Source organism: Nocardioides sp. NPDC006273, from assembly GCF_040613495.1.
Classification (GTDB): domain Bacteria; phylum Actinomycetota; class Actinomycetes; order Propionibacteriales; family Nocardioidaceae; genus Nocardioides.
On sequence record NZ_JBEXSD010000001.1, the window covers coordinates 59,040 to 71,026 of the forward strand.

11 protein-coding genes are annotated in these 11,987 nt (G+C 64.5%); 6 read left to right on the plus strand and 5 right to left on the minus strand.

The genetic code is table 11. The features are described 5' to 3' along the window. The first annotated feature begins 8 nt into the window (after nucleotides 1–8). Nucleotides 9–890: an intradiol ring-cleavage dioxygenase gene (locus tag ABZZ22_RS00295; protein ID WP_354925502.1), complete on the plus strand. Its 882-nt coding sequence runs from the start codon at nucleotides 9–11 to the stop codon at nucleotides 888–890. A gap of 262 nt (nucleotides 891–1,152) precedes the next feature. On the opposite strand, the gene ABZZ22_RS00300 is transcribed toward ABZZ22_RS00295, so the two are convergent. After that, nucleotides 1,153–1,710, minus strand: a complete 558-nt coding sequence (locus tag ABZZ22_RS00300; protein ID WP_354925505.1) for a TetR/AcrR family transcriptional regulator — start codon at nucleotides 1,708–1,710, stop codon at nucleotides 1,153–1,155. Nucleotides 1,711–2,018: 308 nt separating this feature from the next. Here ABZZ22_RS00300 and ABZZ22_RS00305 point away from each other — a divergent pair, with 308 nt between their 5' ends. The 5 genes from ABZZ22_RS00305 to ABZZ22_RS00325 are packed head-to-tail and all read left to right on the plus strand — an operon-like array spanning nucleotide 2,019 to nucleotide 7,535. Beyond that, entirely contained in the window at nucleotides 2,019–2,771 is a 753-nt protein-coding gene (locus ABZZ22_RS00305; protein WP_354925508.1) for an ATP-binding cassette domain-containing protein, read from the plus strand. Nucleotides 2,772–2,791: 20 nt separating this feature from the next. Continuing rightward, a complete protein-coding gene (locus tag ABZZ22_RS00310) occupies nucleotides 2,792–3,832 on the plus strand; it encodes an ABC transporter permease (protein WP_354925511.1) in 1,041 nt (346 codons plus the stop codon). Between the two features lie 32 nt (nucleotides 3,833–3,864). Beyond that, nucleotides 3,865–4,881 carry a substrate-binding domain-containing protein gene (locus ABZZ22_RS00315; RefSeq protein WP_354925513.1) on the plus strand — a complete coding sequence of 339 codons (1,017 nt, stop codon included), beginning with the start codon at nucleotides 3,865–3,867 and terminating at the stop codon, nucleotides 4,879–4,881. Nucleotides 4,882–4,936: 55 nt separating this feature from the next. After that, entirely contained in the window at nucleotides 4,937–5,809 is an 873-nt protein-coding gene (locus tag ABZZ22_RS00320; protein WP_354925515.1) for a cyclase family protein, read from the plus strand. 4 nt (nucleotides 5,810–5,813) lie between these two features. After that, nucleotides 5,814–7,535, plus strand: a complete 1,722-nt coding sequence (locus ABZZ22_RS00325) for a glycoside hydrolase family 3 N-terminal domain-containing protein (RefSeq protein ID WP_354925518.1) — start codon at nucleotides 5,814–5,816, stop codon at nucleotides 7,533–7,535. 266 nt (nucleotides 7,536–7,801) lie between these two features. Here the strand turns inward: ABZZ22_RS00325 and ABZZ22_RS00330 are convergent, their stop codons facing one another. The 4 genes from ABZZ22_RS00330 to ABZZ22_RS00345 form a co-directional block, all read right to left on the minus strand. Further along, nucleotides 7,802–8,491, minus strand: a complete 690-nt coding sequence (locus tag ABZZ22_RS00330) for a GntR family transcriptional regulator (protein ID WP_354925521.1) — start codon at nucleotides 8,489–8,491, stop codon at nucleotides 7,802–7,804. Between the two features lie 106 nt (nucleotides 8,492–8,597). Continuing rightward, nucleotides 8,598–9,965, minus strand: coding sequence for an MFS transporter (locus tag ABZZ22_RS00335; RefSeq protein WP_354925524.1), 1,368 nt, complete (start codon nucleotides 9,963–9,965; stop codon nucleotides 8,598–8,600). A 133-nt stretch (nucleotides 9,966–10,098) separates the two neighbouring features. Continuing rightward, nucleotides 10,099–11,040 (minus strand): 3-carboxyethylcatechol 2,3-dioxygenase, encoded by a 942-nt coding sequence (locus ABZZ22_RS00340; RefSeq protein WP_354925527.1) that lies wholly within the window; start codon nucleotides 11,038–11,040, stop codon nucleotides 10,099–10,101. Continuing rightward, entirely contained in the window at nucleotides 11,037–11,975 is a 939-nt protein-coding gene (locus tag ABZZ22_RS00345; protein WP_354925530.1) for an alpha/beta hydrolase, read from the minus strand. Before ABZZ22_RS00345 ends, ABZZ22_RS00340 begins: the two co-directional genes overlap by 4 nt. Nucleotides 11,976–11,987: the final 12 nt, after the last annotated feature.

An 11,987-nucleotide genomic window follows, 5' to 3' on the forward strand; every position in this document is an offset into this window, starting at 1 on the left:
AGTTCAAGTTGAAGTACTTCACCGAGAAGGATTCGGTCGAGACCGTTCTCGCACGGACGAGCGTCGCTGCGGACGAGCGGCTGCAGGAGGTGACAGCCGCCTTGGTTCGCCATCTGCACGCGTTCGCGAAGGAGGTTTCCCTGACGGAAGCCGAATGGGGCGCGGCCGTGTCATTCCTGACGAAGACCGGCCAGATCTGCAGCGATGAGAGGCAGGAGTTCATTCTGCTCTCGGATGTGCTCGGTCTCTCCATGCTGGTTGACGCGATCAATCACCGAAGACCCGCGGGGGCCACCGAGAGCACTGTCTTCGGGCCGTTCCACGTTGCCGGCGCTCCCGTCCGAAGCATGGGTGACGACATCTGCCTCGACGGGAAAGGCGAAAGCTGTCGATTCACCGGTCGAGTCTTGAATCTCGACGGAACGCCAATCGAAGGAGCATGCGTCGACGTATGGTCCGACAATGCCGATGGCTTCTATGACGTGCAGCAACCCAACGTCCAACCCAAGTGGAACAATCGAGGACGTTTCATCACGGGACCGGACGGGCGCTATGAGTTTCTCGGAATCAAACCGACCTCGTACCCGATTCCCGACGACGGCCCCGTCGGCCAGTTGCTCACGCAACTGGGCCGACACCCGTACCGCCCGGCGCATGTGCACTTTCTAATCACCGCCTCCGGTCACGAACGCCTCGTCACCCACACGTTCGCGGAGGAGGACCAGTATCTGGCATCAGATGCCGTTTTCGGGGTGAAGGAGTCGCTCGTAGCGTCGTACGAACGGCTTGAAGCCGGGGCCACGCAGTGGCACTGTGAGTTCGACTTCGTGCTGACCCCAAGCAACGCAGTGCCTCCGCTCAGCACCAGTTCGACTCACATTCGTGGCTGATGCCGCGAACCTTGGAGGAGGCATCGAGTCGGTCGAGCTGGCGATGACGGTCGTGGAATTGGTCGGGAGTTCCGGAGCCCAGTTCGGTCCCTCACCTCCGCAGAGGGCGGGGCTGACAAATAGAACGCCCGACCAATCGGAGTCAAGCGACGGGAACTGAGCCAACCTCTAGTCTTCGCCTGTGGACGAGTTGGCAAAGTCGCATGGCAGCGGGTCTCGGTGGTGCCGGCGTGTCCAAGGAGTACCGGCGAACTGCGGAGATTCAGCCGAGCGGATCTAGTAGGTGCTCGTTGACTCGTGCCCGAAACTGGGCCGGCATGTCAATGACGGTCGGCTGATAGAGCCACTGGATCTGCAGCCCATCCAGGAGCGCCGTAAGTTCAATGGCCGCGCGAACTGGGTCTGAGTCGTCGCGCAGCTGCCCTGCGTCGGCGAGAGCCTCCAAGGCCGCCCCGATCCAGGAACGAACGGATTCGTAGCGGGCATGGAAGTACCCGTTCGCAGGATGGTTGGGATGCGTGGCCTCAGCACCTAGGACGGCGAAGAGACTGACCAATCCAGGTTGCGAAGCATTGTGCTCCACCAACGCGATCATTCTTTCGAGGAAGTCGCGAGGATTCGACCGGGGCTCCTGACTCCCATCGAAGAAGCGCATCCGATTGACCTCGTCGCGATGCTCCAGGACGGCCGCAAGGAGCGATTCCTTGGTCGCGAAGTGGTGCAACAGACCAGCCCTGGTGACACCGCAGTCCTGCGCGATCTGAGCCATTGTCGTGTTCCAATACCCGACCGTGCCGAACGCGGCGAAAGCCGACTCCATGATCGCAGCCTTGCGTGCGATGCCCGACGCGTACTGGCTTGGTCTCTGACTGCCCATGTCATCCTCGCTGGTTCGATTCGTCGTGCCGATACTTTCACCATCTTCTGAAGCGTCTGCTTCTGCCCCCGACGTCCGACTGCTGCTGGGCGTCTCTCGGCACACGCTGCCCGCTAGCTCACCGCAGAGGTGACTGAATCGAAAACCTACACCAACGTTAGTTTTCGTGTTACGGTCGTCACGCGCGCCGGCCAAGGTGCCGGACAGAAACGGAGAACGAACATGGCGATGCAGTGCAAGGAGCGCTCGCGATGACTGGGGCCTGCGTGGTTGGATGCCGACGTATCGCCAAGCGATTTGGACATGTCGACGCGCTTCGTGAGGCAAATACTGCCGTCGGTGCTGGGAAAGTCGTTGCGCTTGTAGGTGACAACGGCGCTGGTAAGTCGACGCTCATGAAGACCTTGCTCGGCATCAATCGACCCGATCGCGGGGAGGTGATCATCGATGACCGGCCAGTTCAGCTGCACAGCATTCGCGATGCGCAGGCGCTCGGGGTCGAAGCTGTGCATCAGGACCTTGCACTCGCGCCGCAGCTCTCGGTCGTCGACAACATGTTCCTCGGCCACGAGATCGCTAGCCGCGGACTCGGTGTCCTGGCACGTGATGAGATGGCTGATCGCGCGGCGAAGGCCCTTGCTGAACTCTCGATCCAGCTTCCATCACTAACCGTGCCAATCCGCGAACTGTCCGGTGGACAGCGTCAGGCCGTCGCTGTTGCGAGAGCCGTGATGTGGGCGCGTACAGCAGTGCTCATGGACGAACCAACGTCGGCGCTTGGAGCGCGGCAGTCCGAGATCATCGTCGATCTGATCCGTGCCGTCGCTGCTAGAGGTCTAGGTGTTCTCGTCGTTTCGCACGACCTGCCACGCATCCTCCAAGCGGCAGACACCGTCACCGTGCTGTGGCGAGGCGAGACCGTGCTCGACGCGCCGGCGAGCGACCTCACGGTGCCTGACCTGGTGGCGACCATGGTCGGCTACCGGAAGGACGGCGCGGCGTGAGCGCAACTGGATCGGTTACCATGACGGAGTTCGATGACAGAGCGCGTCGGGCCGCGTCGCCTCTCACCGTTTGGCTGAAGACGAGGGGCGCTTGGATCCTTCTCCTGGATCTGGCGCTGGTGGGTCTATTCACCGCGCTGTCCGAAGGACATGTGTTCTGGTCCGAGGCGAACGCGCAGGCCCTTCTCCTGGGCGTCTCTGAAACACTGCTCTTGGCTCTAGGGCTCGCGATGATGCTCGGTGCGGGGACATTCGATCTGTCTCTCGGGGCAAACCTCGTCTTGTCATCCGTCGTCGGTGCGATGGTGATGCACCGGTTCCAAAGCGCGCCGGGCGACCCAACGGCGTACGCGGTTCCATGGCTTGTGATCCTGACCGGTTTCGTCGCCGCCATCGCCGCCGGGATGCTCTTCGGGCTGGTGAATGGCCTGCTGGTCGCCTACGGCGGTGTAAACTCGCTCATCGCAACCCTGGGCACGATGGGGATCGGCACCGGTGTGGCCCTTCTGCTCAGTGGCGGGGCAGACGTCAGTGCCCTGCCTGTGGTCCTGCAGGCCGAGCTCGGACTTGGCACCGTCGGTGGGGTTCCATTGCCCGCGATCGCTGCGGCCGCGGTGGCGCTCGTGTTGTGGGCAGTTGTCCGGTTCACCCGCTACGGGCTGCGCGTGCGCGCCATCGGGTCGGACCGCACCGCAGCTGAGCGTGCCGGCATCCGTTCGCGCCGATACATCCTGTCGCTCACCGTCCTCGCTGGCGCCTTGGCAGGACTCGCCGGGTTCATCGACTTGTCGCGATTCGGGTCCACCGCCATCAACGGCCATGCGAATGACGCTCTCGGCGCGGTCACGGCCGCGGTCATCGGAGGCACTCTGCTCGAGGGGGGCCACATATCGATCACCGGGGCAATCTGGGGTGCGGCCCTGGCTGTGATCCTTCAGTCCGGCCTAGTCGTTCTCGGAGTGTCCGCCTTCTGGCAGCTCGTCGCCGTGGGCGGCGTCCTGCTGGCCGCAGTCCTACTCGACCGAATCGCCATGTTTCAGCGCAACCGGCCCGGGACCTGACGCGCAACAACGCTGTTCCATCTACATCCCAAATGGAGAAACCCGTGATTTCCAATCGGTCCACCAGGCATGCCGTCGCACTTCTCGCCGCGGCTGTGCTTTCCCTCGTTGCTGCAGCATGCTCCGGTGGCGATGCGGCCAGCTCGGGAAGCAACAATGACAAGATCGCAATTGCCGCGGTCCTTCCCAATACCTCAGATCCGTTCTGGGCAACGATTTCGTGCGGCGCTGAGGCCAAGGCCGACGAGCTTGGTGCTGAGCTGACGACCTACAACTCGACCTCGGTCGACGCGAACACCATCGCCTCCAACTTTCAGGCGGCCCAGCTCAGCTCACCCGACGGCATCCTGGTGAGCCCGTTCAACAACAACCAGTTCATCGGGCAGTATCAGAGTCTTATGAAGAAGGGGGTGCCGATCGTCACCCAGACTCCGACCGAGCCGACCAGCGAGTACAAAGCAGTCTTCAGCAGCACCGACACCGCAGGACTGGTGCAGGAGGTTGTGGACGTGATCCCAGATGGTGCTGGTACCGCGGTGTTCCTAGGCGGCGCGCCTGGGATCCCTCCGTTGGAGAAGCGGACGCAGCCGTTCGTTGACGCTCTGTTGGATGCCCGCACCGACCTGGCGCCATTGCCAACCGAGTACAGCGGGTTCGACATCAACAAGGCGACGACGATGGTCTCGGCTCTGATCTTGGCCCACCCTGACTTGAAGGTGATCATCGCGGCGGATGGACCGGATGGTCTCGGTGCTGCGGCAGCTATCAGACAAGCTGGCAAGACCGGAGAGATCGCTCTCATCGCCTTCGATGCCGTTCCTGGTGAAGTCGATGCCTTACGCGAGGGAACAATCTCCGCTCTGATCGCCCAGAACCCAACCGAGATCGGGGCTCGGTCGATCGAAGTCTTGGTCGCGTATCTCGAGTCCCATCGCGACGATGCAGCCGTGACGGCGACCGCCGCCGCGGCGATCGACAACCGAGTCCTCACGGCAGGGAACGTCGATGACCCGGATTCCGAGCCTTATCTGTACAAGACCGATTGCTGATCCCTCTGGGACGCGATGCATCTGCACCCCAACGGCACCTAAGGAGGCGGCGTACATGCCACGGCCGGCCCGCACAATGATGAGCCGAAGCGAGTTTGAGGAACTTCACACTCGCCTTCGGCGAACGGATCACGCGACTGTCGATGCCGCGAACACCGTGGCGGCATCGTCGCTCGTCCGCACCGGCGAAGTTGTATCGGCGGGTGAGGCGCCGGCGGTTGGCCCTGCGGGTCCAGTGGGGCGGGGGAGCCCGTATCGGCTCCATCAGTGGCGCGACCAGTTCAATGACTGGCATGCCGTCAACGACCGAATCGAGCTTGATATTCATGGTTCACCGTCGATGACGCATATAGATGCTCTATGCCACTTCGGGTGGGACGGCAATAATCATGAGCCGGTGTGGGGCGGTGACGACCTAGACGCGTTAGCCGACGGCATCGCGGGGCGAGGTGTGCTGCTTGACTTTGCGCGCGATGAAGCCTTAGGCGCGGTCCCACCGGGCTCGGTGGTGACTCCCGAGGACATCGAATTGACTCTCTCCGCCCAGGGAGCCCGAGTCGGCCGCGGCGACATGCTGTGGTTGCGATTCGGCAGAGTTGGCAAGCGCATCGCGCGCGAGTCTCTTGGGTCCCAGGCGGCGCCCGGGTTGAGCATCGAGTGCGCTGACTGGCTCGCCGACATCTCGCCTGCCTTGGTGATCACCGACTGCGGGTTGGATGGCACGCCGTCTGAGGTCGCCGAGGTGCCCGTTCCTTGGCACATCCTCCTGTTGACGAGCCTTCGGATCCCGATCGTCGACCTTGCGAACCTGTCGACCGTCGCTGCGGCCTGCGCTGAGGCAGGGCGCTGGGACTTCCTTTCGGTCGTCGCGCCGTTGCATCTGCCGGGTGCCAGCGGATCCCCCGTCAACCCACTAGCGATCTTCTGAGCTGATGTCCCACAACACCTTTGTACCCTCCTCCGTCGACCTGGCACGTATGCCCTTCCATCTGGACGTCGCCGCACAGGAGTGGGTTGAGTCCACATTGCGATCAATGACGCCCGAGCAGAAAATCGGCCAGCTTCTCTGCGTGTATCTCCGTGCAGACGACGTCGACAGCTGGTGGAGAGAGATGGCCGCGCACGGGATCCAACCAGGCGGTGTGCTGATGCTGCCCCGTTCAACGGCAAAAGCCGCCGCCGACACTGCTCGGCTCCAGTCCCAGAGCCCCGTGCCACTTCTTGTTGCCGGGAACCTCGAGTCTGGTGCGGTCAACTTCCTAACCGACACCGAGGCGTTCGCTCACCCGATGCAGGTGGCCGCGACCGGGGATGTTCGCGATGCTGTGCACCTGGCGCGGCATTGCGCCCAGATCGCCGTAGACGTGGGGGTCAACTGGGCGTTCGCCCCGGTGGTTGACGTCGCTATGAACCCGGCCAACCCGATCACCAATACCCGTACCTTCGGTGACAACCCGGAAACCGTCAGCGCATTCGGTGCGGCATACGTCCGTGAGTTGGAAGCCCAGGAGATCGCTACGTCACCGAAACACTTTCCAGGCGACGGAGTCGATGACCGTGACCAGCACCTCGTCACCACCACGAACGATCTGGACGCGTCACGGTGGCGCGAGACGTTTGGCGCGGTATATCGCTCGGTCATCGAAGCCGGTGCCCGCACGATCATGGCGGGCCATATCAGACAACCCGCGCTCACACGCGAGATCAAGCCGTCTATTGCGCCGCACGAGATCATGCCCGCGACGCTCGCTGCCGAACTACTTGGGGACGTGCTACGGGGCGAGCTCGACTTCAACGGACTGATCGTCTCGGACAACACAGCCATGACGGGGTTCACCGCGCTGCGTCCCCGGCGCGACGGGCTTCCAGCAGCGATCGCGGCTGGGGTCGACATGATCCTCGGCAACCTTTCGGTTGTCGACGATCATCAATTCCTCCTGAACGCGCTGACGTCGGGTGTGCTCGACAACGCGCGCGTAGACGACGCAGTGCGAAGGGTCTTGGCTACCAAGGCCTCGATCGGTCTACATCGCCCGCCCGACCCTACCCGGCAGAGACGTGGAGCGTCCGGAGTGAACATCCGAGATGATGTCGGTATCCGGGACGACATCGCACGTCGTTCGGTCACCCTAGTGAAGGACACCCAGCACCTTCTGCCGCTCGATCCATCTCGGCACCGTCGAGCGCTCGTCATCGTCTTGGGCGACGAGCCGACGTTCTACGACCCCAGCGGCCCCTTCGCGCCGCAGTTCATCGATGGGCTTCATCGGAGGGGACTAGAGGTAGACGATTGGCATGTACCGACCACCGACCTCGATGCCAACCGTGCGGACGATCTTCACATGCAGTACGACGTATGTCTGTACTTCGCCAATGTGCGCCACGCTGGAAATACGAATTCCCTCCGGCTTGCGTGGACCCCGTGGCAGGGTCCGGAAGCCCCACGGCACGTCGCCAGCCTGCCCACGGCCCTGGTCTCGATCGCTGACCCATACCTGCTACAGGACGTGCCGATGATCCGGACAGCGATCAATGGCTACACTCCGACCCCTTCAACCGTCGAGGCAACGCTTGCCGTGCTGTTTGGCGAGATGGCCCCTCGAGGTCGCAGCCCCGTCGATCCGTTCGTCGGTCGATGGGACGCCGCCCTCTGAACTGACCCTGACCGTCTCAAACGGCGCGGGGCTAGTGGATTCTCTTCGACAACGATTGCGGCGAGCCGGAAACGGACGCGCGGGCTTAGAGTCGGCCGCAATGCCGAGGTCGGTGAAGGACAGGTGAGTCTCCTCGACGATGAACGTCAGGAGTATCTGCATCGTCTTGCCCAGCACCGAAGGCGGAGCCACAGGCCCGCTTGGTATTTCGGACCTCAGCTCAGGCACCGACTCGGGCACAGGTGTCGTCATGGCCCGGTTCTGTTCTAGGCGGGTTCGTCCAGGTCGTCGCGGAACAGGGCGACGGTCTCGACGATGTGGGACTGCATTGCCACGCGCGCGACTTCGGCGTTGCGTGAGCGAATGGCGCTGCGGATGACGTCGTGGTCGTGGTTGCGGTGGGTCACGGCGTCGGAGAGGTGCTGGGCGCCGCCGATGGTGTTGATGAAGAAGTCGCTCATGTCCCACATGCGCTCGCTCAGCTCCGCCATCACCCGTGAGTGGGCCATGTGGTGGATGACGAGATGGAACTCGCGGTTGAGGAGCCGGTAGCCGCGTGAGCGGACTGTTGTGTCGCTGGAGTGCTCAAGGTCGGCTATGCGCTGCCATGACGCGTCGAGCTCCGCCAGCTGGGCATCGGTGCGCCGGGTGGCGGCCGCGGCGGCGATCTCGCCCTCGAACCGGCCGAACAGGTTGAAGAAGTCCAAGATCTCCTGGGAGGTGTAGTTCGCGACCCGGCATCCGCTTTGGGGGACGATCTGGACGATGCCGATGGCCTCGAGACGTCGCATGGCGTCCATGACGGGCTGCTTGGAGACGCCGAACTCGGCTTTGACCTCCTCGATGGAGATGCGCGACCCAGCGGGGTACTGCCCGGACAGGAGGCGCTCCTTGAGGTCGTCGAGGACGACGGTTCCCAGGCGCTGGCCCGTGCGGCGCACCGGCGGTTCGACCACGTTGTGACTCCTTCGACCTTGACGACTCCCACTCTAGGCGTTGGTGCGCCCGCTCCTGCGGTGTGCCGGGGTGCGGTGTGGACAACCGCAGGAGCGGGCGAGTTCCTCAGGCGCGCTGGCCGGCAGCCTGGGTGCGCGCGCTGCGGGTCGTCTTCTTCTCGTGCGTGACGACACCCGCGCCCTCAGGCTTGCCGAGCTCGCCTGGCAGCAGGAGCACCGAGACGACCGAGATGGCGGCAATGATGAGCAGGTAGATGACCACGGGGACGCTGGAGCCGTAGGAGGCGTAGAGCGCCGTCGCGATGAGCGGCGCGAACGCCGCGCCGAGGATCTGCGACAGCGTGTAGCCGACCGATGCGCCGGAGTAGCGGACCTCGGGGGTGAACACCATGCTGAACAGCGACCCGGTGACGCCGCCGGCCGGCGCCATCGCGATGCCGAAGACCATGATGATGGCGAGGCTGAAGTTGACCGCGGATCCGGTGTTGATGAGCGCGAAGGCCGGCGCGATGGAGAGCAGCATGAGGACAGCGCCGAGCAGGTAGGTGGTCTTGCGACCCCACTTGTCACCCAGCGCGCCGAACACGGCGTACAGGACGACCGCGACCACCGAGGCGAGGAACACTCCGAGGAGGACCTGCGAGCGGGCGATACCGACGTCCCTGGAGGCGTACCCGACCAGGTACGACATCGTGATGTAGGCGAAGACGCCCTGGGACAGGTAGGTACCCGCGACGAGAAGGATCTCCTTTGGGTGGCGACGGATGGCCTCGGCGACGGGGAGCTTGACGCGCGCGCTGTTCTCGCGGACCTTCTCGAACTCCGGGCTCTCGGCGATGGTGAGGCGGATGACTAGGCCCACGATGACCAGCACGGCCGAGAACAGGAACGGCAGGCGCCAGCCCCAGGCCAGGAACGCATCGGAGGCGAGCTGGGAAGCGAAGTAGAACGCGATGGTGGCCAGGCCGACCCCGGCTGGGGCACCCATCTGCGGGAACGCCCCGTAGAAGCCGCGCTTTCCCTCGGGGGCGTGCTCGACGGCCATCAACGTGGCGCCACCCCACTCGCCGCCGACGGCGAAGCCCTGCACGAGCCGCAGGACCGTCAGCAGGATGGGAGCAAGAATGCCGATGGTCGCGTAGGTGGGCATGAGACCCATGAGGACGGTCGCGGCACCCATGGTGACGAGTGAGATGACGAGCATCTTCTTGCGCCCGACGCGGTCACCGAAGTGGCCGAACACCACTCCGCCGACCGGGCGGGCGAGGAACCCAACGCCGAAGGTCGCGAACGACAGCAGGGTGCCGACGAGGGGGCTGGAGTTGGGGAAGAACAGCTCGGGGAAGACGAGGGCGGCGGCGGTGCCGTAGATGAAGAAGTCGTAGTACTCGACCGTGGTGCCGATGAAGGAAGCGGAGGCCACCTTGGCCGGGGAAGTTGGCCGCGTGGGCGCAGCAGCGGTTGTGCTGGTCATGTGGGTTCCTTGGATTGGCGGCACGACGAGGCGTCGTCCGGTTGGATGTGGTGGTGGTTGTTGGACCGGTCGTGCGTGCGGCGGAGTGCTCTCCGTGGTGGTTGCTGGGCGTGCGAGCTGAGGCGTCGGTGGCTCAGTCGTGGGTGACGGTGGTCATGGCGAAGCCGGCGATGAGCTCGCGGATGGGTCGGTAGTAGCTTTGTTGGACGGTGTAGGCACCGGTGGCGGCCATGGCGGCGTAGCCGGCTATCCAGGTGCGGACCTCGTGGCAGGAGTTGCCGGCGATGCGCGTCATCTCGTCGGGGTCGAACGCGTCGACCGGGGTGAGGTCGCCGGAGGCGAGGACGCGCAGCAGCTCGCGGTCCCACTCCGGCGCGAGGTCCTGGATGTCGGCCGTACTCGCGGCGAAATCGCGGGCGGCGTCGATGACGCGCTGCTGCCTGGCCTCGCGGGCATCGGGTGGCAGGGGCTGGTTCTCGCCCATGAGCATCGCCCGCTGCGGCGCAGTGGCGGTGGCCAGGCGCGGAACGGGCGGGTCGTGGGAAAGGCCGCCGGAGGAGATGATCAGCACTTTCTCGTCCCACGTGGCCAGGTGCCGGCCGAGTGCTTCGCCGAGCTGGCGGACGCGGTTGACGGGGGTGAAGGGTGGGGCGACGGAGTTGATGAAGATGGGGATGAATGGCTTGGCTGTGATGTCGCCGTAGACGATCTCCATCGGCTGGACGGTGCCGTGGTCGACTTCCATCTCCAGCGACACCGAGAGGTCGATGCCCTCGCCGATGACGGCCTCAGCCAGGCTGCGGGCCTTAGCCTCGGGGACGTCGAGGCGTCCGGCTTGGCTGCCGTAGTCGCCGATGCTGGTGGCGGCGTAGCCGACGCAGTAGGGCGGCATCAGGTTGTAGAAGAAGCCGTTGTAGTGGTCCGGGGCGAGGTTGACGACGATGTCGGGGTCGTAGTCGTGGACGAAGTCCTTCGCTGTGGCGAAGGTCTGGTCGAGCTCGGCGGTGACGTCGGCGTCGAGGTCGGCGAACTCCAGCAACGGGCTGTGGCTCATGGCCAACAGGGCAAGCGTCATGACGGCACCTCCTCGCTCTCGTTTGAGGGGTGACCGGCGGCCGACACGCGGCCGAGGAGGTGGTCGAGGTGGATGCGGTTGAACACGTCGGGCTTCTCGTACTGCGGCCAGTGGCCAGCCTCCTCGATGACCTCGAGGTAGCCGTTCGGGATGAGGGACGCGATGCGGCGGCCCTCGTCGACCGGACCGGAGGGGTCCTTGGTCGTCCACACCACCATCGCTTCTGCCTGGATGGCGGCGAGATCATCATCGGAGATCATGTTCCGCTTGCGGGTCTCGGGGTCCTGCAGGGCCATGTTCATCTCGCACGCCTTGAGCCAGTCGGGCTGCTCGAAGATGGCCTCGCGAGTGCGGATGAGGTCGTCGGTGACCATGGTCGGGTCGGCCATCAGCCACTCCAGGCGCGCCTTGACGCGCTCCCACGACGGGTCCTTCGCGGCCTCCATCGACAGCGTGTACAGCCGCTCCATGACATTCGGGTTCGCCATGGTGCCCCCCATCGTGTTCAGCACGATGCGGTCGACCCGGTCCGGGTGGTCGGCGGCGTAGCGGGCGGTGACCCAGCCGCCCAGTGATTCACCCGAGAAGTGGGCCATGTCAGCGCCGAGGGCGTCCAGGACGTGCGTGACCTGATCGACGTAGTGCGGGATCTCCAGCGGGTGGTCGGGCTTGGTGGAGTAGCCGTGGCCGACGAAGTCGATCGCCCACACGGAGAAGTGCTCGGCGTGTGCGGCGAGGTTGCGGACGTACGCCTCGGCGTGGCCGGTGATGCCGTGCAGAAACAGCAGGACGGGCTTGGACTGGTCCCCGGCGTGCAGGTAGCGGGTGCGGTACGGGCCGGCCTGGAGGAAGCCCTGGGAGAACTCGACCTGGTTCAGGTCGTTCCAGACGCTCGTGTACGGGCGGCTGGTCTGCGCGGAGGTCTGGGAAGACACTATGGTGCTCCT

Bases quoted from the DNA above. Each gene is read 5' to 3' on its own strand.
- ABZZ22_RS00300 (WP_354925505.1), bottom strand. From the start codon at position 1,710: ATGGAGTCGGCTTTCGCCGCGTTCGGCACGGTCGGGTATTGGAACACG.
- ABZZ22_RS00335 (WP_354925524.1), bottom strand. From the start codon at position 9,965: ATGACCAGCACAACCGCTGCTGCGCCCACGCGGCCAACTTCCCCGGCC.
- ABZZ22_RS00325 (WP_354925518.1), top strand. From the start codon at position 5,814: ATGTCCCACAACACCTTTGTACCCTCCTCCGTCGACCTGGCACGTATG.
- ABZZ22_RS00320 (WP_354925515.1), top strand. From the start codon at position 4,937: ATGCCACGGCCGGCCCGCACAATGATGAGCCGAAGCGAGTTTGAGGAA.
- ABZZ22_RS00310 (WP_354925511.1), top strand. From the start codon at position 2,792: ATGACGGAGTTCGATGACAGAGCGCGTCGGGCCGCGTCGCCTCTCACC.
- ABZZ22_RS00305 (WP_354925508.1), top strand. From the start codon at position 2,019: ATGACTGGGGCCTGCGTGGTTGGATGCCGACGTATCGCCAAGCGATTT.
- ABZZ22_RS00340 (WP_354925527.1), bottom strand. From the start codon at position 11,040: ATGACGCTTGCCCTGTTGGCCATGAGCCACAGCCCGTTGCTGGAGTTC.
- ABZZ22_RS00315 (WP_354925513.1), top strand. From the start codon at position 3,865: ATGGAGAAACCCGTGATTTCCAATCGGTCCACCAGGCATGCCGTCGCA.